At 55.4% G+C, this 23,299-nt stretch carries 14 protein-coding genes; 11 read left to right on the forward strand and 3 right to left on the reverse strand.

Features of this window, described 5'->3' with window-relative positions; genetic code table 11:
- Nucleotides 1–15 precede the first annotated feature (15 nt).
- From F2P67_RS03635 to F2P67_RS03670, 8 genes are all read left to right on the forward strand, one after another.
- Nucleotides 16–10,173, forward strand: coding sequence for a two-partner secretion domain-containing protein (locus F2P67_RS03635; RefSeq protein ID WP_166217414.1), 10,158 nt, complete (start codon nt 16–18; stop codon nt 10,171–10,173).
- The gene (locus F2P67_RS03640) at nt 10,173–10,634 is read left to right on the forward strand and encodes a hypothetical protein (protein ID WP_166217416.1); all 462 of its coding nucleotides are present in this window, start codon (nt 10,173–10,175) and stop codon (nt 10,632–10,634) included. Before F2P67_RS03635 ends, F2P67_RS03640 begins: the two co-directional genes overlap by 1 nt.
- A gap of 682 nt (nt 10,635–11,316) precedes the next feature.
- Nucleotides 11,317–11,850: a hypothetical protein gene (locus F2P67_RS03645; RefSeq protein WP_166217418.1), complete on the forward strand. Its 534-nt coding sequence runs from the start codon at nt 11,317–11,319 to the stop codon at nt 11,848–11,850.
- A 434-nt stretch (nt 11,851–12,284) separates the two neighbouring features.
- Nucleotides 12,285–12,977 carry a transposase gene (locus F2P67_RS03650; protein ID WP_166217421.1) on the forward strand — a complete coding sequence of 231 codons (693 nt, stop codon included), beginning with the start codon at nt 12,285–12,287 and terminating at the stop codon, nt 12,975–12,977.
- Between the two features lie 73 nt (nt 12,978–13,050).
- Entirely contained in the window at nt 13,051–13,584 is a 534-nt protein-coding gene (locus F2P67_RS03655) for a hypothetical protein (RefSeq protein WP_166217423.1), read from the forward strand.
- A 106-nt stretch (nt 13,585–13,690) separates the two neighbouring features.
- Complete coding sequence (locus tag F2P67_RS03660; protein ID WP_166217426.1) at nt 13,691–14,224, forward strand: hypothetical protein; 534 nt, start codon at nt 13,691–13,693, stop codon at nt 14,222–14,224.
- A 165-nt stretch (nt 14,225–14,389) separates the two neighbouring features.
- Complete coding sequence (locus F2P67_RS03665; RefSeq protein WP_166217428.1) at nt 14,390–14,872, forward strand: hypothetical protein; 483 nt, start codon at nt 14,390–14,392, stop codon at nt 14,870–14,872.
- A gap of 282 nt (nt 14,873–15,154) precedes the next feature.
- Complete coding sequence (locus tag F2P67_RS03670) at nt 15,155–16,162, forward strand: glycosyltransferase (RefSeq protein ID WP_166217431.1); 1,008 nt, start codon at nt 15,155–15,157, stop codon at nt 16,160–16,162.
- A gap of 85 nt (nt 16,163–16,247) precedes the next feature.
- On the opposite strand, the gene F2P67_RS03675 is transcribed toward F2P67_RS03670, so the two are convergent.
- The gene (locus tag F2P67_RS03675) at nt 16,248–17,291 is read right to left on the reverse strand and encodes an LLM class flavin-dependent oxidoreductase (protein WP_166217433.1); all 1,044 of its coding nucleotides are present in this window, start codon (nt 17,289–17,291) and stop codon (nt 16,248–16,250) included.
- 160 nt (nt 17,292–17,451) lie between these two features.
- Nucleotides 17,452–17,937: a flavin reductase family protein gene (locus F2P67_RS03680; protein ID WP_016987069.1), complete on the reverse strand. Its 486-nt coding sequence runs from the start codon at nt 17,935–17,937 to the stop codon at nt 17,452–17,454.
- Between the two features lie 324 nt (nt 17,938–18,261).
- Between F2P67_RS03680 and F2P67_RS03685 the strand changes: the two genes are divergently transcribed.
- Together F2P67_RS03685 and F2P67_RS03690 are read left to right on the forward strand one after the other, a co-directional pair.
- Entirely contained in the window at nt 18,262–19,683 is a 1,422-nt protein-coding gene (locus F2P67_RS03685) for a purine-cytosine permease family protein (protein ID WP_166217436.1), read from the forward strand.
- A gap of 295 nt (nt 19,684–19,978) precedes the next feature.
- Nucleotides 19,979–21,079 carry a polyamine ABC transporter substrate-binding protein gene (locus F2P67_RS03690; protein ID WP_166217438.1) on the forward strand — a complete coding sequence of 367 codons (1,101 nt, stop codon included), beginning with the start codon at nt 19,979–19,981 and terminating at the stop codon, nt 21,077–21,079.
- A 121-nt stretch (nt 21,080–21,200) separates the two neighbouring features.
- Here F2P67_RS03690 and F2P67_RS03695 read toward each other — a convergent pair whose 3' ends face one another.
- Entirely contained in the window at nt 21,201–22,175 is a 975-nt protein-coding gene (locus F2P67_RS03695; protein WP_166217440.1) for a TerC family protein, read from the reverse strand.
- A 174-nt stretch (nt 22,176–22,349) separates the two neighbouring features.
- On the opposite strand from F2P67_RS03695, the gene F2P67_RS03700 reads away from it, so the two are divergent.
- On the forward strand, nt 22,350–23,294 hold the full coding sequence (locus tag F2P67_RS03700; RefSeq protein ID WP_166217443.1) for a Dyp-type peroxidase: 945 nt from the start codon (nt 22,350–22,352) through the stop codon (nt 23,292–23,294).
- Nucleotides 23,295–23,299: the final 5 nt, after the last annotated feature.

Here is a 23,299-nt window from a genome sequence, read left to right on the forward strand (position 1 = left end):
CCCCGAGATTCTGAAATGGACATTCGTCAACTGGCCTTCCTGGCTGGTCAGCCAACTGCTGCCGTAAAAAACCGCGAACACTTTCTCGGCATGCCAAAACGCGGGCTGGCTTTGCTGTTGGCGAACGTCATGTTCTGGCAACCGATGTGGGCGCAGGCCGACGGCATCGTGGTGGCCAACCCGAATACCTCGCTGGATCGCGCCGGCAATGGCGTGCCGATCATCAACATCGCCACGCCCAATGCCAGCGGGCTGTCGCACAACCAGTTCCATGATTACAACGTCGGATCGCAGGGCGTCATCCTCAACAACGGCTCGACGCAGAACAATCTCACCCAGCTGGGCGGGCACATCATTGACAACCCGAACCTGAAAAACAGCGGTTCGGCGCAGGCGATTCTCAACGAAGTCATCAGCGGCAACCCGAGCCAGTTGCGCGGTTACACCGAAGTGGCAGGGCAGTCGGCGCGGGTCATCGTCGCCAACCCGTACGGCATCACCTGCAACGGTTGCGGGTTCATCAACTCGCCGCGCGTGACGCTGACCACCGGCAAACCGGTGCTCGACAACGGTCGCCTGGATCGCTTTCAGGTCGATCAGGGTTCGGTGGCCATCGAAGGCGCGGGAATCAACGCGACCAACGTCGACCGTTTTGAAATCATCACCCGCAGCGCGAAGATCAACGCCGAGATCCAGGCACAGAACCTGACGATTGTCGCCGGGCGCAACGACGTCAACGCACAGACCTTGAACGCCACCGCCCGCGCCGATGACGGCAGCGCCAAGCCGCAACTGGCCATCGACTCCTCGGCACTGGGCGGCATGTACGCCGGGGCGATCAAACTGGTCGGCACCGAGGCCGGGGTCGGGGTGAAACTCGACGGCAAGCTGATCGCCAGCGGCGGTGATATTCAACTGGATGCCAATGGCCAACTGAGCCTGGCCGACACCTCGGCCACCGGCGCGGTCAACGTCAAAGCCGCCAGTCTTGATGCACGCGGCCCGGTCTACGCCGGCACCGCTCTCAACGTACAAACTCAGGGCAACCTGACCAACCGCCAGACCCTCGCCGCCCGCGACAGCATCACCCTCAGCGCTGGCGGTCAACTGACCAACGCCGGCGCCATCGATGCCGGCGTCAATGCCGACGGCAGCCGCAACACCAGCGGTGATCTGAGCCTGACTGCGCAGACCCTCGACAACAGCGGTAAAAGCCTGACAGCAAGCCGCAACCTGACGGTCAACGCCGCAACGCTGAATAACCAGAACGGCAAGCTCAGCGCGCAAACCATCGCCATCGCCGGTGGAACACTGGATAACCGCAGCGGCAAGATTCTGGGCAATCTGGGTCTGAACATTGATCTGAGCGGGGCATTGACCAACGCGCTCGGCGTCATCAGCAGTGAAGGCGCGCTGACGCTGAACGCGGGCCAGATCGATAACAGCAGCGGCAGCCTGAGCAGTGCCGGTAAATTGCAGTTGACCAGCACGGGTGCGTTGTTCAACCGCGCCGGATCGATTGGCACCGACAGTGTGCTGACCCTAAAAAGTACCCGTGTCGACAACAGCCAAAAGGGCCTGATTTCCGGCAAGGACAGCAGTCTTGTAGAGACCGGCAGCCTCGACAACAGTAACGGCAAACTGCTCAGCCAGCAGAAATTGACGCTGCGCACGACGCACGCCTTGAACAACGTCAACGGCGTCATCTCCGGCACGTCGCTGGACAGCCACAGCGGCAGTCTCGACAACCACGAAGGTCTGATCAGCAGCCGCACTGCGTTGCAGTTGAGCACCGACGAGACCCTCGCTAACCAGCTCGGCACAGTCATCGCCGATGGGCATCTGAAGCTTGTCGCCAATGGACTGGACAACCGTGCCGGCAACATCGTCGGCAAGTCGGATATCAGTGTCGAGGCGAAAAACCTCAACAACCAGAAAGGCCAGGTGATCGCGACCGGCGTACTCAAACTCAATGCCGATCAACTGGATAACCGCCAGAGCGGTCTGCTCGGATCGACCAACGCCATGACCCTGACGGTCGAAGCGCTGGACAACCGTGGCGGCGAAATCAGCACCAACAGCGATTTGTTGCTCGCCGGCAACAAACTCGACAACAGCGATGGCGGCAAGGTCTTCACCGGCAAGTCCCTGACGCTGACGGTCGAAGAAGTGCTCAACCGCAACAAAGGCCTGATCGACGCCGCCACGCTGTTCAAGCTGCAAGGGCAGAACCTGAGCAACAACGGTGGTGAATTGCGTAGCCAGCAAGCCATGCACTTGAACCTGGATGGCGTGCTCGACAACGCCAAGGGCAACGTCAGCAGTGAAGGCACATTGACGGTCAACACCGCGCAGATGGCCAACGCTCAGGGCAGCCTGTCCAGTGCTGCCGGTCTGACGCTCGAAAGCCTTGGTGGCGTCGATAACCAAGGCGGCAAAGTGGTCACCGATGGCGCACTCGTCATTCAAAGTGGCAGCCTCGACAATCGTCAGCAGGGTGCACTCAGCGGTAAAGGTGCGGTCACCGTCACCACCGGCGCATTTGATAACAGCGACGGGCAACTCAGCAGCGCGCAGACACTGAACCTCGTCGCCGACCAAGTCACCAATAATGCCGACGGCAGTATCGGCAGTCAGGGAGCGCTGACGGCCTCGGTCAAAGGGCTCGATCAACAGGGCGGCAAGCTGTTCAGCAACACGCGTCTGAGCCTGGATTTGAATCACGGCCAGTTGAACAACGGTGGTGTGATCAACACCCCCGGAGAACTGCTGCTCAAACAACTCAAGGGGGTGAATAACCACGGCACGATTTCCAGTGATGAAGCGTTCACCCTGACCGCGCAACATCTCGATAACGGCAATGGCAAGCTCTTGAGCAACCAGGCCCTGACCCTGCGCATTGCTGCTGCACTGGATAACGTCAAAGGTCTGATTGGCGCAGCGTCCATCGACGTGCACGGCGCGAAAGTGAACAACAGCAGCGGCAGCCTGACCAGCCGGGGCGACCTGGAACTGACCGTCGACGGCCTTCTGCGCAACGACGCCAAAGGTCTGATCAGCGCGGCGCAAACCCTGCAAATCGACAGCGGCGAACTCAACAATCGCGACGCTGGTTTGATCAACAGCAAAGGCAACCTGACGCTGACCGCCAGCGCTCTCGATTCCAGCAACGACGGCGAAGTTTCTGCGGTCGGTGACATTGATCTGAAGCTGACCTCGTTGACCCAAAATGGCGGTCGTCTGCTCGGGGAAAAAGCCGTCACGGTGGATCTGGCCAACGGCGATTTCGACAACCGCAACGGCTTGCTCACCGCCAAAGGCCCACTGACCTTCAAGCGCTTGCGTGACTTGAACAACCAGGGTGGTGAAGTCTCCAGCCAGCTCGGTTTCGACCTCATCGCCCAAGCAGTGAATAACGCCTCCGGCAAAATCATCAGCGGCGAAAAACTGCTGCTGCGCGGCACTGACCTGACCAATCAGAAAGGTCTGGTCTCCGGCTGGCAAGGACTGACAGTCAACGGCGACAGCCTCGACAACCGTGATGGCGGTACGCTGTCCAGCAAGTTTGCCGACGTATCGGTGGATCTCAAGGACGCGCTGCTCAACAGCGCCGCCGGTGCGGTGGTCGCGCAGAATAATCTGAGCATCAAGGCCGGCAGTCTGGACAACAGCAACAAAGGCAATCTCAGCAGCGGGGCGGGGCAGACGCTGACACTGGATGGCGCACTCAACAACAATTTGAATGGCCTGATCGCCAGTGGTGCGGCGCTGGATATCGTCAGCACGGCATTCACCAACGTCGGTGGCGGCGTCAATGCGCAACAGGCGATCAATGTCAGCGCATCGCGATTCGACAACAGCACCGGGCAGTTGGCCGGTAACGGCGCGATCACCCTTAACCTGAGCGGCGACCTCAACAACAACGCCGGCAAACTCGCGGCAACCGGCCCGATGCTGATCAAGGGCGTGACCGATCTGCGTAACCAGAACGGTCAGCTCGCCAGCCAGAACACACTGGATGTGCGCACGGGTTCTCTGGACAACAGCAACAAAGGCACGCTTGCCGCCAATGAGCAGTTGCTGATCACCGCCACGGGCACCGTCAGCAACAATGCCGACGGCCTGATCTACAGCCAGAAAGCCGATGTGCAACTGAACGCAGCGCGCCTGCTCAACGGCCAGGGCAAGATCCAGAGCGACAGCGCGCTGACGCTGGAGATCAGCGGCGATTTCGACAACCAGAGCGGTAAAGTCATCGCCCAGAACGGCAATGTGCTGATCAAAGCGGCCAACATCGATAACCGTGGCGGCACGCTCTCCAGCATCAAGGGTGCATTGGAGGCGCGCACGGTCGGCGTTCTGCGCAATGGCTTCGACCTGAACAACAACCGTCAACGCGGCATCATTCAGGCACAGAGCCTGACACTCTCGGCGCTGGCAGGCCTGAGCAACAGCGGCGGGCAGATCTCGGCACAAGCGGCAGACAGCAGCATTACCACGGCAGCGCTGGATAACGGCAACGGCGTGCTCTACGCGAAAGGATTGCTGGGCGTTAATGGCGCGAGCCTGGATAACAGTGACGGACAGATCGCCGCCGAGCGTATCGATTTTGGCCTCAGCGGCGCGTTGCGCAATGGCGCGGGCGTCATCGAAAGCAACACTCAACTGAGCGTCAGAGCCGGCTCTGTCGACAACCAGAACGGCCGGCTGCGCTCGCTGGGCAACTCGGGCAAGACCGAGTTTCGCATCGGCGGCCTGCTCGACAACCGCAACGGCGTGCTGGAAACCGCCAACGCTGACATGACCCTCGCTGTCGGCAGCTTCCTCAATGGTGGCGGGCAACTCAACCACGTCGGGCGCGGAAAATTCGATATCGCCACGGCCAACGTGCTGGGCGCCGGTGGCAGCATCACCACCGGTGGACTACTGGAACTCAATGCGGATACCTGGAACAACTCCAGCGTGATTCAGGCCGGTCGTTTGAACGTCAATGTCGGGCAGTTCAGCCAGACGGCCAGCGGCAAATTGCTCGCCTCCGAGCACCTGCAGGCGCGGGGTGGTAACTGGATCAATGATGGTTTGATCGCCAGTGATGGTTCGATCGATATGCAGTTGGGCGGTGCCTACGGCGGCGCCGGCCGCTTGACCAGCCAGGGCGGCACTTACCTCACCGCTGCACAGATGAACGTCGGTGCGGGCGGCAGTTTTGCTGCAGGTGCAGCGTCGACCCTCGGCATCGGCGGCCAATTGATCAACGCCGGGCGCGTGACCTCCACTAGCGATCTGACCCTCAACGCCGGGAGCGTTGCCAACTACGGCACGCTGGGCGCGGCACAGAACCTGATCGTCAACACGCCTTCATTGCTCAATGATCGCGGGCTGATTTTCAGCGGCAACAACATGACGCTGAACGTCTCCAACCTGACCAACCAGCACGGTGATCTCTACGGCCTGGGCAATATTGTTATCGGTGGGTACGGCGGCGCGGCACGGGCGGCCGGTGTCTATAACATTTCCGGTTCGATGGAGAGCGTCGGTGGCTTCACGCTCAATGCCGATGTGTACGAGAACCGTACGGAAGGCCCGGCGGCGTCGGTCGAGCGCAAGCTGATATCCGGGTTAATCGCGGCGAGCTGCGGTGACTGTGTTGGCGGCACGTTCAACAACTTTCTCGCAACCCGCGAGACGTATCAAATGGTCGACAGTGATACCAGCGCCTCTGCTGTGTTGAATGTCGGCAAGGATCTGGTGTTCCAGGGCGGTACGTTTTTCAACAGCAAAAGCACGGTGGCAGCGGGTGGCAACATCACCATCAACGCTGACACCCTGAAGAATATCGGGGCCCAAAGCGGAACCATCGAAGTTACACGCCAGTACAACTTTGAAATGGGCACTGGCAGCACGGCCAGGTTTATGAGCGACGTCGTGTTGCCCTACAACCTGCGCAACAATCCTGACTTTCCTTACGTGTATTACGTCATCGCTCCCGAAGGTCTGATTCGCAAAGCGACTGTGAAGACGGTGGGAGGGGGCCTTTTAATCGTCGACAGCGAGACGGGCGAAAACGTTGGCAATCGCAAGTATGGCCGGGCGATAACGGGATTGAGCGCGGGTTTTGAGACGTCAACGTCTTCGCTGTACGACCCCGACAACCTGCTGGCAATACCGAGCGAACTGGCGCAGTTCCAAAAAGGCATTGCTATTGAAAAACCCGTCAACAGCACCGACGCCGCAGGTACTGCCACCAGCCGCAACGCGGTCATTCAGGCGGGCGGTAAAGTTGCGATCACCGCCACCAGGGAAGTTGCAAACGACGTCGTTCGCGAGGACTACGGTTCGACGCTTGGCGCCAACAAAGTGGCCGACGCCAGCGTCGGCGATAAAAGCACTGCGGTCATCCGCATTAACAGCCAACTGCCGCCTGATCTCGCTCAGCAGCAAGTCAACCCACTGAGTCTGCCGGGCTTCTCGCTGCCGACGGGTGAAAACGGTCTGTTCCGTTTGAGCGGGCAGGGCGCCAGCGCTGCAGCGTCCGGTAATGCCGGGCCGGCGCCGACCTGGACGGTCGGCAATGAAACCATCAGTGCCCAGAACCACGTGGTCGCCGGCACCAGTGGCGGCCCGCGCAATCTGTTGGACGACGCCCCGGTGGCCATCTCCGACAGCACGCGCGCCGTCGATACATTCCATCGCACGCCGAGTGCCGGCAACGACGCCGCTACCCGCCCGGTCACCCGCGTAACCGGTTTGCCGGACACCAAGGCACCGTCCAATCCGCACAAATACCTGATCGAAACCAACCCGGTACTGACCGACCTCAAGTCGTTCATGAGTTCCGATTACCTGCTCGCCAAACTCGGCTACGACCCCGACCAGAGCGCTAAACGCCTGGGCGACGGTCTCTACGAACAGCGCCTGATCCAGCAAGCCGTCACCGCACGCACCGGTCAGGCCTTCCTCGACGGCCAGACCTCCAACGAGGGTATGTTCAAGTACTTGATGAACAACGCCATCGCCAGCAAGGACGCGCTCAACCTTTCGGTCGGCGTCGGTCTCACGGCGCAACAAGTCGCGGCGCTAACCCACGACATCGTCTGGCTCGAAGAACACGAAGTCAGTGGCGAAAAAGTCCTGGTGCCGGTGGTGTATCTGGCGCAGGCCAACGGCCGCCTCGGCCCGACCGGCGCGTTGATCGCCGGTAACGATGTGACGCTGATTGCCGGTGAAAACCTCGAGAACGTCGGGACTCTAAAAGCGACCAACAACCTGTCGGCAACGGCGGGCAAGGATCTGGTGAATAGCGGTTTGGTCGAGGTGGGCAATCGTCTGGATGTGCTCGCCACCAACAACATCGTCAACAAGTCCGGCGGCATCATCGCCGGACGCGATGTGAGCCTGACTACCCGCACAGGCGATGTGATCAACGAGCGAACCATCACCTCGGTGGACGACCAGTACGGACAGGTCACCCAACACCATGACTACGCTGACAACGCCGCACGAATCGAGGCCGCCAACGACCTGACCGTCAACGCTGCCAAGGACATCAACATCGTCGGCGGCGTGATGAAGAGCGGCCAGGACATGGTCTTGAACGCGGGGCGCGACGTCAATGTGTCGTCTGTGCAGGTCAATAACAGCGTTTCGTTGGGCTCAAGGTCGAGCAAAAGCGACATCACCCAACTGGCGGCTGATATCGATGCCGGGCGTGATTTCAAGGCTGATGCCAAACGCGATATCAATGTCATTGCCAGTGAGATTGACGCCAAGCGCGATGTGGCGATGACGGCCACTGAAAATCTGGTCATCACCTCGGCGGCGGATGAAGAACACTCTAAATCCAGGAACAAAAAAGAGAAGCGCCAGGAGGATCATGTCAGTCAGGTCATGTCCGGTATTACGGCGGGCGGTGACGTCAAGCTGGATGCAGGTAAAGACCTCAGTGTGATTTCCAGTCGGGTTAGTGCTGGCGATGAAGCCTATCTGGTGGCTGGCGATAATCTGCAGATTCTCGCTTTGCAGGACACCGATTACACACTGTACGACATGAAGAAAAAGGGCAGCTTCGGCAAGCTGAAGATGCAGCACGATGAGGTGACCGACACCAAGTACGTCGGCAGCGAGATCAAGACCGGTGGCAACCTCTCGTTGGTCAGCAAAGGTGACCAGCTTTATCAAGTGGCAAAGCTCGACAGCGGCAAGGACATCCTTCTCGACAGTGGCGGCTCCATTACCTTTGAAGGGGTGAAGGATCTGCATGATGAGAACCATACCAAGACCAACAACAACGCTGGATGGGTGTCCTCGAAAGGTCGCGGTAACACCGACGAAACCCTGCGTCAAACCCAGATGGTCGCCAAAGGCAACATTGTTATCAAGGCAGTCGATGGCCTGAAAATCGACATCAAGGAAGTTAATCAGCAATCCGTAAGCCAGACCATCGACGCTATGGTCGAGGCTGATCCGCAACTGGCTTGGCTGAAGGATGCTGAGGCTCGCGGTGATGTCGATTGGCGGCGGGTGAAGGAAATCCATGAGTCGTTCAAGTATGAAAACTCAGGAGTCGGCCCTGCTGCGCAAATAGCAATCGCGATCATGATGTCTTTTGTCATGGGACCAGCTGGTCTGGGCTTGGTGGGCGGCGGCTTCGGTGGTGCGGTTGCTACGAGCCTGGCAACTACAGGTGTTACCAGCACGATTAGCAATAAGGGGGATTTGGGCGCCGCATTTAAGGAGACCTTCAGCGCCAGCAGCTTGAAGAACGCTGCCATCGCAGGATTTACGGCGGACTTCCTCAATTACGCTGATGCGAATTGGTTTGCGGCTGGAGGCAGCAAAACTGCAAATATTCTGACCAGTAGCAACTTTACCGACGTCGCCATCCGTACGACTGGTCGCGCGATTATATCCAGTGGTGTTTCCACCACTATTGGTGGCGGTAGCTTTGGCTCCAACCTTGGAGCGGCGTTAATGGGTGAGGCAAGCAGCGTCGCCATGGCAACCGGGTTCAATTTTGTTGGCGATAACACGATCAAATTTCCGGAAGGCGGCGTAGTAAAAGTTGTAGCGCATGCGTTGATGGGTGGCTTGCTTTCCCAGGCAACGGGCGGGGATTTTGCGACAGGTGCGGCGGCAGCCGGATTGAACGAAGCGGCGATGAAAGCGTTGGTGACGTTCGCCGGTGGTAACGACCAGATGCAGGTGATGCTGTCGCAGTTAACAGGAGTGTTAGCGGCTGCCGCAGTGGATGGAAACACCCAGCTAGGGGCCACCATTGCGGGGAGTGCTACGACATATAACTATCTTTATCACCGTGAGGTGAAAGAGATGCTGGCCGAAATCGACAGCAAATCCACCGAAGAGGAAAAGCTGGCGGTCAGAGACAAATACGAAGCGCTCGACAAGCAACGAGAGTTGGAGCGAGACGAGTTTTGTAAAGGAGCAGCTGACACTTGCCGTAAAATCTCGCGCGATTTGGCCGACGATGACGCAAAATTCTCGGAACTCGTAACGAAACTGAGGAGTGAGGGCAAGGGGGCAGAGGCCTATTGGGTAGGTTCCATTCAAACAGGGAATTTAAACTCTGCCGGATCAATGGCTTCTGTTGTGAAAGCACAGGAGGGTGGCCTCTTTGCAAAATTGGGTGACATAGTAATCGAGATGGGTGCCGGACTTTTCCCAAGCAGGATTACTGGAAAAGGTACAACTGCTACACATGTGGCAGACGGGAAGGAACCGGCTGAAGTAAAAGGAACCGGATCTTCGAAATCGCCCGTCCAAGAGCTTGAGGTTGACGCCTATAAAAATCTTAAGGCGAGGGAAGTGGTGAGAGACGGTCTGGAACATGACCATATCCCGTCATATGCTGCGTTGCGCACCGCAAAGGAAAATGAGTTGGGCCGCCCTCTCACGGAGGTGGAATCCAAAGCACTCTACCAAAACGCCACTGCCGTGGAGATTCCGCGGGACGTGCACATTGCAGGCCGTACGTATGGGGGTAAAAATACTCGGGAGCAGATTCAACAGGATGCGGCGGATCTGTGCGGAGCAGTGTGCCGCGACACAAATGTACTGCGAGAAAATCTCAATAGTCGAGGATATGACTCAAAACTCGTAGATGAGACAATTCAGAAAATCGTGGATCGAAATCGTGCAACGGGAGTTATTAAGTAATGAAATTCTGGTCTGACTGTATTCAATCTCTTGGGCAGGATGAGCATGGGCCGGTTGTTGTGGATCTCTGGCGCAAAGTTCAAGAGCGGCCAACTATTTTGGAAACGCCGGACAGCTATAATGATCCGGATGGGAAAACGATATTTTATAAATTTATAAGATCTGGTTTGGAGTTTGGGTTCCGCTCAGGGAAATTAAACCATATCCATTTTTTTGTGCAGCCTCACGAGGGTTATTCAGCGTATAGCGCAGACGTGCTTGATCGCGTGGCTCAAACTTGGGTAGCCCAAGATGTCGCGAGAGAGTTAGGTCCTGCCGACAAAGGTGGACCAGCCAAAGTTGATATGTTGATTGGCCAGATTCAGCAGTGGTGTAAATATGAGCTACCTACGCATGACTTGAGAATGGAGTTTTCTGAAGACGGTCGTTTGTGGAAAGTGACCTTGGTGGCGAAGTCTTAAAGTTGGATTTATGGAACGAGGGCTGAAAAGGGGGGCGGCGTAAATGGGGGCGACGTAAATGGGGACAGACCACGTTTAATCTAATTGGCTGAAACAATACGTAAAATTTCTGCGTAATTTTAGCCATGCAGCCCGCTAAGCTTTCAGTTCGACCAATGGAAAGGATTCAACGATGCCGGAACAAATGGGGACAGACCACGTTTAATTAATTGGCTGAAACAACACGTAAAATTTCTCCGTAATTTTAGCCATGCGGCCCGCTAAGCTTTCAGCTCGACCAATTGAAAGAAGGGTAAATGAGGGCGGACGACTTTTAGAAAGCACTCCGAAAACGTGGTCTGTCCCCGGGTTCTCGTGAGCGGATGGAGAGGGCAGTAGCTGTGGGCGAGAGTCCGTCCTCCAACCTTGGAGGTTGGGCCACGGATACTCCCATAAATTCTGTGGTGGACGTTCGAAATAAGCTCGCAGTTTCTGAAGAGTTCAAACAGGGGCCGTTATTTCAAGTCGAGTTCACGGTAAAGCCAGGCGTCGGAATTCGTGAAGGAACTGTAGGCGATATGTGGGATGCGAAGAACGGCGCTCGCTTACCTGGTGGTGGACATCAGGTAAATTTTATGGATAAGTCACCTCGAACTAATCCAGAATTGTATGAGGTGAATATGGGGTCGGTGAGGTCGTTGCAGTGAGTCAGTTAATTAGTGAAATTAGAACAAAGTGGGAGTTTGATGATGGGCTGCTCTTTGAGCAGTTTGTCCGCTGGGACGGTGCCGGTACCAGTTTTGACGATAAAAAAAATAATATCCTATATGCTCAAAAGCACTCAGTTGTACGTTTTGAACGGTATTTGGTTCTCGAAGGTGGAGTTGAACTACGTATTCCCGTCAGTAACATGCCCTATATTCTTGCTGACAGAACAGGGGTTTTGGTGGTTTTTGATGAGGCGCCCTCAAAGTTTGATATTCCTGAATTTCCTTGGTTTTTTAACTATCCTAATAACGCGGCGATCTACAATTCTGATAGTTCCTTACGCTTCCAAATAAAAAACGCTCATGGTGTGGGAAGCTATATAGGCGCAGTGCAGTATACGTCAATGCCCGAAAACCCAAATGCGTTAGGTGTTTTGATAGGAACAGTGGGGCATGATCCGGAATGGCTATATCTGGTTGATCCTGATGCCCCGTTATTAATTCCTACAGGAAGGTGGGTTCGCTATTGACGATCAAAGGAGGAAATGGGGAGGAGGAAATGGGGGCAGACCACATTTAGACAGTACTCCGAAAGCATGGTCTGTCCCCCTTTAAATATGTCCGCTTTTTAACAACTATGTTCCATGCGTGGATTAAGAAAATGTCAGGAATTCGAAAGGGGATAATCACTGCTGGCGAGTACTGTGGCTGGGGCGCGTAAATGGGGACAGACCACGTTAATGTAATTGGCTGAAACAATACGTAAAATTTCTGCGTAATTTTAGCCATGCGGCCCGCTAAGCTTTCAGCTCGACCAATTGAAAGAAGGGTAGGAACAAATGGGCACGTAAATGGGGACAGACCACGTTTAATTAATTGGCTGAAACAACACGTAAAATTTCTCCGTAATTTTAGCCATGCGGCCCGCTAAGCTTTCAGTTCGACCAATTGAAAGGATTCAACGATGCCGCGTAGATCTCGAGTTTTGATTCCAGGTGTGCCACTGCATTTGATTCAGCGAGGAAACAATAGAACTGCCTGTTTTTTTACCGAGGAAGACTACCTTTTTTATTTGGAGCTTTTGGCCGAGCAGGCCTCTAAAAATGATTGTGATATTCACGCGTGGTGCTTGATGACTAATCACGTTCATTTGTTAGTAAGTCCTCATAATGCCAACAGCGCAAGCCTGCTGATGAAAGGTGTCGGCCAGAGATACGTCCAATATGTAAATCGTACGTATCGTCGCAGCGGAAGTTTGTGGGAAGGCCGATATCGCTCATGTCTTGTTGAGAGTGAACGATATTTGTTGTGCTGCTATCGATACATCGAAATGAATCCAGTCAGAGCGAAAATGGTAGCTCATCCGTCACAATATCGCTGGTCAAGTTACCGTATTAACGCACAATCAGAGCACTCGCACATCGTTACCCCTCATGCTCAGTATTTGGCGCTTGGAGGGGAGGGCGGGCAGCCGGCAGATGCTTACCGCGAGCTGTTCAAAAATGACTTAGAGTCAGAGTTGGTTGAGCAGATTCGTGATGCGACCAATGGAAATAATGTTTTTGGCGGTTCAAAATTTGCTGTTGAGGTCGAGACAATGATCGGTCGTCGCGTGCAGCGAGGTAGCCCGGGAAGGCCGAAAAAATCGACAATCTGATGAAACGTGGTCTGTCCCCGGTTTTCCGTTTTTCCTGTGTCCCCGTTTTTCCTGATAGTTTGAGGTCGTTAAAATGATTGATCTTGTAGCATGTGTAAGAACTGAAGTGATGCATGCTGATGGAACAGTTTTTGAACGCTACTATGATTGGCAAGGGGGGAGAACCGCTTTTGAAGTCGAAATGGCGCAAGCTAAACATGTGGATGTGAGTGAGGTTGTAGAGAAAAAAACTTATATAGTTTCAGATAGTGGTTCAGAGGTTTTATTTTTCGCTGCTGGTATTCCATACATACTGCCTGACAGGACTGGGGTACTGGTGGTGTTTAAGGAAAAGCCGCACAGGTTTAGCTCTGCTGAAGCTCCTTGGTTCTTTTCGTACCCTCACAATGCTGCTATCTACAACGGTGATGGTACATTGCGTTTCCAGCTGTATAACCCTGAAGGGGAAGGCAGTTACATAGGCGCTATACATACAGGTGTGATGCCCGAGCATACAGATACGTTAGGTGTATTAATGGGTACGGTAGGACATGAACCAGAGTGGCTTTATTTGGTTGATCCTGATGCGTCGAAATTGATTGCTACAGGGAAGTGGATTCGCTATTAACTATCGAGTGAAAGATGAATTGATTTCGGAGGTTATCTGAAAATAAAATTGTCCCGATTTGTCATTTAAATGCGGCTCTGGTTTTGAATGGTTTGAGGTTTTGGAAATGATCGATCTAGTTGTTCGCATAAAAAATGTGGTAGTGCATGCTGATGGTACAGTTTTTGAGAGTTTTTACGATTGGCAGGGAAATAGTACAGATTTTGAAGTTGAAATGGCGCAGTTTAAGTATGGGCATGTGAGCAAGGTTGTAGAGCTGAGAACATATATAGTGTCTGATAAAGGCTCGGAGGTTTTGTTTTCTGCTGCTGGTATCCCTTGCATACTGCCAGATAGGACGGGAGTGCTGGTAGTGTTTGATGAAAAACCATCCAGTCTCGACTCGCCTGACGCACCTTGGTTTTTTGCGTACCCTCACAATGCTGCTATCTTCAACGTTGATGGAACACTGCGTTTTCAGTTATACAACCCCAATGGAAAAGGCAGCTACATAGGCGCTATACATTCAGGTGCAATGCCCGAGCATCCAGATACGTTAGGTGTATTAATCGGTACGGTAGGACATGAACCAGAATGGCTTTATCTGGTTGATTCTGAAACTCCGAAATTGATTCCTACAGGGAAGTGGATTCGTTATTGAATGTCGAGTGAAGCATGAATGGGTTTTTATATTTTTCTGAAAAAATAAAATTCTCCCTATTTTAATTTTTTGTAAGGGCTTTGTGAGGGAGACTAGATCGCAGTGAGTACGCTAAAGTGAAAGCCGTAATAGATAAGGTTGTAACGGTTGTAGTTGGACAATGGTGTGATTTTTGAGCGCTTTGTTACCTGGGATGGAGGGCGCACTAGTTTTGAAGATATAAAACAATATATTCACGATTCAAAAGGACGTTGTGTAGTAAGCCGTCGGCAGTATTTTGTGCTGCATAATGGTGTGGAGGTTGATGTTTCAATACATGAAGCGCTACATATATTGCCAGATAGAACGGGGGTTTTTGTGGTTTTTGAAAAAGAGCCTTACAACTTTAGTGGCTCAGAGAATCCCTGGTTTTTCGGATATCCTGGCAATGCAGCGATTTTTAATGCGGATGGTACTCTGCGATTTCAGGTGCACAATCCTTATGGAGAGAACAGTTACATAGGTGACATACATTCCGGCGCAATGCCCGATCATCCAGATACGCTAGGTGTTTTGATCGGTACGGTAGGGCATGAGCCAGAATGGCTTTATTTGGTTGATCCGAATGCTCCGCAATTAATTCCTACAGGAAAGTGGATCCGTTATTAACAGTTAGGTGCGATTCACATAGTCGGTATTTTACAACATAACCGGCACTTCGTTTATCGCTTGTCATTTAGACGCAAACGACGACCTCAGTAACGAAATGTCGCAGTAACGCTGCCCCCGCTCTTTGACGCCCCAACGGTGACCCTTTATGATGCGCCATCATTTTGGCATCGCTTTGCTGTGGGTCGTAAAAAAACGTGCCTTCCAGCGTTCTTTGCACGTCAACGTTGCCTCAATAATTCCCGTTATCGGCCTACGCCGTCATTTCAGGTGCTCAACAACGTGTCTGTTCCGAAAATTTCCGTCGTCATCCCCACGTACAACGTTGAGTCCTACATCGCTGAAACGCTCGATTCGCTGATCAATCAGCCCGTGCCGTTGCATGAAATCATCCTGATCAACGACGGTTCGACCGATGGCACACTTGGCGTCATCGAGAAAGGCTTTGGCCATCGTGCGGAAGTAAAAGTGGTGACCCAGGATAATCAGGGTGTGGGCGCAGCGCGGCGTAACGGGCTGGCGTTGGCGAGCGGGGAGTATGTGTTTTTCTGCGATCCGGACGATGTCGTCAGCCCTGAGCTGTTCAGTACGCTGGTGGAGCAGGTGCAGGCCAACTCCGCGCTTGAGCTGTTTTATTTTTCCAAGCGTTCGTACACTGAAGTGGACGGCAGGAAACATTTCCTGAGACGTAACACCGCCGCCAGTCGTAATGGCTGGTTCGATGCCGGACGCGACTTGCTGGAGGACCTGATTCTGTCCGGCAAGTATCACGCGGCGACGTGGCAATACATTTTCAAGCGCTCGGTGTGCGAGCGTTTCGCGGTGCGGCTGGAAGGGCGCGCTCACGAAGATCATGTGTTCAGCATGAACATTTATCTGCACAGCCAGACCACGTTTGCCACTGCGGCGGACTATTACTTTCAACGGGTCAGGAACGGCTCGCTGACGCAGAGCCACAAGGATGTCGAGTACGTGATGGGCAGTTATGCCGCGTATCGCGACACCCTGGCGGCGTTGAAGAAACACATTGGTTCGTTCAATGCCGGGCGTGAAGTTGCGCTGAATTTCATGGAGCGCAATGTCGATGCACTGATCACCAAGTGCATCAAGTACGGTGTGCCGTTGCCACAACAGATCACTTCGATGACTCGGCAAGACAGCCGTGATTGTGGGGTGGTGGTGCATCCTCGCTGGACACTGCTGTTTCCGCGCATTGCTCACGGGATGCGTAAATTGCGTTTCAATCTGAAGCAGATGCGCAGGAGTCGAAAAGGCCCGGTTCAGGGATAGTTTCAACTTTCTCACCTACGCCAAAAAGGGGCGAATTCATTTCAATGAATTCGCCCCTTTTTTATTGCGCAACATGTGAGTGTTCTTAACGAAACGCCGGCACCACATGCTTGATGAACAGCTCCAGCGACTTCTTCTTTTCCTCATGCGGCAAGCTGTTGTCACACCAGAAACTGAACTCATCCACCCCCAGTTCCTGATAGTACTTGATGCGCGGAATGATCTCTTCCGGCGTACCAATCATCGCCGTCTTATGCAGACTCTCAAGCTCAAACTCCGGACGCCCGGCGAACTTCTCTTCCGGGCTTGGCGCGAGGAAGCCGTTCACCGGGGTTTGCTTGTTGCCGAACCACGCGTCGAAGGTGCGATAGAAACGGGAGATGGCTTTCGCGCCGATTTTCCAGCCGTCCGGGTTATCAGCGGTGTGCACGTGGGTATGGCGCAGCACCATCAGTTGCGGGCGCGGTACGTCCGGATTGTTGTCCAGCGCAGTCTGAAACTTGTTCTTCAGGTCGAGGACTTCTTCGTCGCCCTTCATCAGCGGCGTGACCATCACGTTGCAGCCGTTGGCCACAGCGAAGTTGTGCGAATCCGGGTCGCGGGCGGCGATCCACATTGGCGGGTTCGGCTTCTGGATTGGCTTCGGCACGCTGGTGGAGATGGGGAATTTCCAGATGTCGCCGTCGTGGGCGTAATCGCCTTGCCACAAGGCGCGAACTACCGGGACCATCTCGCGCAGCGCTTGGCCGCCAGATGAAGCAGGCATGCCGCCGGCCATGCGATCGAATTCAACCTGATAAGCGCCACGGGCCAGACCGACTTCCATGCGGCCATTGCTGATCACGTCGAGCAATGCACATTCGCCAGCGACCCGCAGCGGGTGCCAGAACGGCGCGATGATGGTGCCGGCGCCGAGGTGGATGGTGGTGGTTTTGGCGGCGAGGTAGGCGAGCAGCGGCATCGGGCTCGGCGAGATGGTGTATTCCATGGCGTGGTGTTCGCCGATCCACACGGTGCTGAAACCGCCGGCCTCGGCCATCAGGGTCAGTTCGGTGAGGTCTTCGAACAGTTGGCGGTGGCTGACGCTTTCGTCCCAGCGTTCCATGTGGATGAACAGGGAAAATTTCATGACGCTTCCTCGGATCTTTTGTTATTGAGGCTACAAAACTGTGTGGGAGGGGGCTTGCTCCCGAAAGCGGTGGATCCATCAAAATCTCTGGTGGCTGACACATCGCCTTCGGGAGCAAGCCCCCTCCCACAGTTGATTTGTGCGGGGCTTGGAGTTTTGATCAAGCCAGGACGGGCAGGGCGCCCATCTTGCCGTGGCAGTACACCAGCGGCCCGGCGATCTGTTCGGGAACGATGAGGTTCTTCACCGCGCCGACCATGATGGCGTGGTCGCCGCCTTCGTATTCGCGCCACAACTCACACTCGATGATAGCCGTTGCATTGGCCAGGATCGGGTTGCCCAGTTCGCTCAACGTCCACTCGATGCCTTGCGCTTTGTCCTTGCCTTTGCGGGCGAAGGCATAGGCTTCGCTCTGCTGGCCACCGGACAGGACGTGAATCGCAAAACGCTTGTTCTTGATCAAGACAGGGTAGGAGTCGGAGCTGTAGTTGGGGCAGAACAGCACCAGGGCCGGGTCCATCGACAGCGAGCTGAAGGCGCTGGCGGTCAGGCCGACGATCTGCCCGTCGTCATCCAGGGTGGTGATCACGGTGACGCCGGACGGGAACGAACCCATGACTTGTTTGTAGATGGCCGCATCGATCATTGGACGATCCTCGGGTGTGGTGACGCTGTTTTTATGTGTTTGTTGGTCTGATGGTATACCAGTATTTTATCTTTGCAAGGGCTTTTAAGCTGAACCGATAAACGTACCTCGTTCGTCGGATAGTCAGTGTTTATAAGGCTTTCGGCTGGTCGTAGAGCCTTGGTTTCAGCGAGGATGGCGCATCAGATAGCACCGTAAACGACGGATCAGTCTTGTGAATTGCTTGGAATACCATAATATGGTCGGCATCTGAGGGGCGACCCAAAAGTCCTCCCGGTTTGGCTTCATACAAAGATAAGAACAGACAAACTCGAGTTCATGCATATGTCCCAGATGTCCCGGCAAGATCCGTTGATCGAGAATCACACGGTCGACTACGTCCCACTCGCGGAACGCCACGGGAAGGCCCGCGACCTTTTCACCCTTTGGTTCAGCACCAACATTGCGCCACTGCCCATCGTCACCGGCGCCATGGTGATTCAGGTGTTCCATCTTGATTTGCTCTGGGGGCTGCTGGCGATTGCGCTGGGGCACCTGATCGGCGGGGTGGTGATTGCTCTGGCGTCGGCACAAGGCCCACGCATGGGCATTCCGCAAATGGTTCAGAGCCGTGGTCAGTTCGGGCGTTATGGGGCGCTGTTGATCGTGTTCTTTGCGGCGATCATCTACATCGGCTTCTTCATTTCAAACATCGTGCTTGCCGGTAAGTCGATCGTCGGCATCGCGCCGTCGGTGCCGGCACCACTGAGCATTTTGATCGGCGCGTTGGCTGCTACGGCAATCGGCGTGATTGGCTACAACTTCATTCACACGCTGAACCGGATCGGCACCTGGGTGATGGGCAGCGCATTGCTCGCGGGCTTCGTCTACATCTTTGCCCATGACTTGCCGGCGGATTTCCTCACCCGGGGCAGCTTCAATCTGTCCGGCTGGCTGGCGACGGTGTCGCTGGGGATCATTTGGCAGATCAGCTTTTCGCCGTACGTGTCCGACTATTCGCGGTATCTGCCGGCGGATATTGGTATTGCCAAGCCGTTCTGGGCGACCTATCTGGGCGCGACGCTGGGCACGATTCTGTCGTTCAGTTTCGGCGCCGTCGCGGTGTTGGCGACCCCGGAAGGCACCGAGGCAATGGTCGCGGTCAAGCAGTCGACGGGTTGGTTGGGACCGATTCTGATGGTGCTGTTCCTGCTGAATATCATCAGTCACAACGCGCTGAATCTGTACGGTGCGGTGCTGTCGATCATCACCTCGATCCAGACCTTCGTCAGCCAGTGGACGCCGAGCATCAAGGTGCGTGTGGTGCTCTCGAGTGTCGTCTTGGCAGGTTGCTGCCTGGTGGCGCTCGGCGCCTCGGCGGATTTCATTTCCGAGTTCATCGGATTGATTCTCGCGCTGTTGCTGGTGCTGGTGCCGTGGGCGTCGATCAACCTGATCGACTTCTACCTGATCAAGCGCGGTAACTACGACATCACCTCGATCTTCCGTGCAGACGGCGGGATTTACGGGCGCTTTAATCTGCACGCAATCGTTGCCTATTTCATCGGCATCATCGTGCAACTGCCGTTCGCCAACACTTCGCTGTACGTCGGGCCTTACGCAAATCTGGTCGATGGCGCGGATCTGTCGTGGCTGGTCGGCCTGGTGGTGACCGTTCCGTTGTATTACTGCCTGGCGACACGTAGCAAGGCTCAACAGACCTGTGGCGAGGGGATTTATCCCCGTTCGGCTGCGAAGCAGTCGTGAAATCAGCGAATGCGGTTTTCCTCTAGGTTGAGGGGGCCGCTTCGCAGCCCATCGGGGATAAATCCCCTCGCCATAAGGGATTTCTAATCCTCTCTCCGCATTCGGGTGGTCATTCAAATTGGCCATATCGATCCCCTTTTGGCCCATCACCCACTGTGCTCCAGCGGCGCTGTCGGCAAGAATCGAACGCACAATCAAAAGCTGGATCTGCCTTACCCTTGGCTACCTTTCAAGCCGCTGCCGTGTACAGAACATAAAAACCATCGATCTCACGCCGCATTTTGGGGAAACAACCATGGTCACGATGAAACGCATTCTGGGTGCCACCGTGTGTGGGCTGACGCTGCTGGCCAGCGCGGTTCAGGCCGAGCAGCGCGAACTGCGGGTGTACAACTGGGCGGACTACATCCTGCCGTCAGTGCCCAAGGATTTCGCCGCCAACACCGGCATCAAAGTGACCTGGGATACCTTCGACACCAACGAATCACTGGAAGCCAAATTGCTGACCGGCAACTCCGGGTATGACCTGGTGGTGCCGTCCAACCAGTTCATCGAAACGCAGATCAAGGCCGGCGTGTTCCAGAAACTCGACAAGTCCAAGCTACCGAACTGGAGCCATCAGGATCCGCAGCTTTTGAAGCTGCTGGACAAGAACGATCCCGGCAACCAGTACGGCGTGCCCTACATGGTCGGCACCGTGCTGATCGGCTTCAACCCAGCCAAGGTCAAGGCTGCGCTGGGCGACAACGCTCCGGTCGACAGTTGGGATCTGGTGTTCAAACCGGAGAACATGGAAAAACTCAAATCCTGCGGCGTGGCGATGCTCGATTCGCCGTCGGAAATCCTCCCGCTGGCCCTGCATTACTTGGGGCTCGACCCGAACAGCCAGAACCCCGACGACTATGAAAAGGCCAAAGAGCTGATGCTCAAGGTTCGCCCGTACGTGACGTACTTCAACTCGGCCAAATACATGACCGACATCGCCAACGGCGACATCTGCGTGGCCATCGGGTACTCGGGCAGCTTCTATCAGTTCGGTAACCGCGCCAAAGAGGCGAAAAACGGTGTGGTGGTCGACTGGCGTTTGCCGAAGGAAGGCGCGCCGATCTGGTTCGATACCTTCGCCATTCCGAAGAGCGCGAAAAACGTCGAAGAGGCTCACGAATTCCTCAACACCTTGCTCGATCCGAAAGTGATTGCGCCGATCAGCGATTTCCTCGGTTACCCGAACGCGAACAAGGATTCGATGCCGCTGATCAACAAGGAAATCACCGGCAATCCAAACCTGACCCCGACGCCCGAAGCGCTGAAAACCCTGTACGTTGTTCAGCCATTGCCGCAGAAGCTTGAGCGCGTGCGTACGCGGGTGTGGACCAGCATCAAGTCCGATAAATAAGCTTCACACATTCCCCTTGTGGGAGCGGGCTTGCTCGCGAAGGCGTCAGATCATCCAGCATCATCGTTGAATGACACACCGCTTTCGCGAGCAAGCTCGCTACTACGGGTTTTGTGGGGTGTCATTCAGTGCGGCGTTCGGCATCTTTGGTCATCACCAGACTCAACAACACCGACCCCAGAATCACGCCGCCCACCACCGCCAGCGACCACTCCACCGGCATGTGAAACCACGGCATCAGCGTCATCTTGCCGCCGATGAACACCAGCACAATCGCCAACCCGTACTTGAGCAGATGAAAGCGGTCAGCCATGTCCGCCAGCAGGAAGTACAGCGCCCGCAGGCCCATGATCGCGAAGATGTTCGAGGTAAACACGATGAACGGGTCGGTGGTCACGGCGAAGATCGCCGGGATGCTGTCGACAGCGAACATCAGGTCACTGGCCTCGATCAGCACCAGCACCAGAAACATTGGCGTCGCCCAGCGCACGCCGTTCTGCAGGACGAAAAACCGTTCACCGTGAAAGCCGCTGGTGATGCGCAGATGCCCACGCACCCAGCGCAGCAGCGGGTTGTTGTCCAGATCCGGTTGCTGTTCGGCGAACACCAGCATCTTGATCCCGGTGATGATCAGGAACACGCCGAAAGCGTACAGCAGCCATTCGAACTGCGAGACCAGCCACACACCGGCGAATATCATCACAGCGCGCATTACAATCGCCCCGAGCACGCCGTACAACAGCACTCGGCGCTGCAATTCTGGCGGTACGGCGAAGTAGCTGAAGATCATCACGAAGACGAACATGTTATCGATCGACAGCGATTGTTCGATCAAGTAACCGGTGAGGAATTCGAGGGTTTTCTGCCGTGCGATCTCAGCGCCGAAGGCACCGTTCAGGTACCACCAGAGCAGAGCGGCAAAGGACAGCGCCAGCAAGCACCAGGCAATGACCCAGGACAAGGCTTCGCGCACTGACACCCGATGCGCCTTGCGCCCACCGAACACAAAAAGGTCCAATGCCAGCATGGCAAGAACGAAGACGATGAAGGCGCCCCACATCCATGGTTCGCCGATATTGATGTTCGTGGCTGACATGTCACGCTCCCTGTCTATTATTTGAATCGGGTTCAGACGAGGCCATGCTAGCGACGGTTTTGCAGCAAAGAAAAATCGTTTATTTCTCGGGTAGAGTTCGTAAAAAACGAAGTGTCGGCGCGCAGAGTACGCCGACATCTCCTGCTTAAACCTTACGGAAAGGCGCTTTCAGCGATGACCAACGACACTCTGGAACCTCAAGCGGTGTGCAGCCCGATCACCAGCAGCGCGATTTTTATCGTCGCGACGCTCAATGCCGGCAGTGACGCGGTGGACACCGTGAAGGGCTGGTGCGGCGACCTCTCCGGGCTGGTGCGATCCGTCGGCAAACGTGTGCCAGCGGGCAATCTGTCGTGTGTCTGCGGATTTTCTTCCAGCGCCTGGGATCGCCTGTTCGGCAATCCGCGCCCGGCGGCATTGCACGGGTTTCGCGAATTTGGCGGGCTTGGGCGCCACGCACCGGCCACCCCGGGCGATCTGCTGCTGCACATTCGCGCCGATCAAATGGACCTGTGTTTTGAACTGGCCACGCAAATCATGTTGGTGCTGGGCGACGCCGTGACCGTGGTCGATGAGGTTCAGGGTTTCCGCTATTTCGACATGCGCAGCATCATCGGTTTTGTCGACGGCACGGAAAATCCGCTCGGCCGCAAAGCCGTCAACTTCACCATCGTCGGTGATGAAGACCCGGATTTCAGCGGCGGCAGTTATGTGCTGGTGCAGAAGTACTTGCACAACATGACGGCCTGGAACGCGTTGAGCGTCGAAGCTCAGGAGCGCGTCATCGGTCGCCAGAAGCTGTCGGACATCGAACTGGATGATTCGGTAAAGCCGAGCAATTCCCACAGCGCGTTGACCACGATCACCACGGCCGATGGCGAGGAAGTGAAGATCCTGCGCGACAACATGCCGTTCGGCCGGCCGGGGGCGGGGGAGTTCGGCACGTTCTTTATCGGCTACGCACGCTCGCCCGCACCGATGGAGCAGATGCTGGAAAACATGTTTGTCGGAAAACCGCCGGGCAACTACGACAAGTTGCTGGATTTCAGCACGGCCGTGACAGGCAGCCTGTATTTTGTGCCGTCCGCGGATTTGCTTGAGGAATTGGCGGAGCGATAAAAAAC

It is taken from the genome of Pseudomonas atagonensis (genome assembly GCF_011369485.1).
GTDB lineage: Bacteria > Pseudomonadota > Gammaproteobacteria > Pseudomonadales > Pseudomonadaceae > Aquipseudomonas > Aquipseudomonas atagonensis.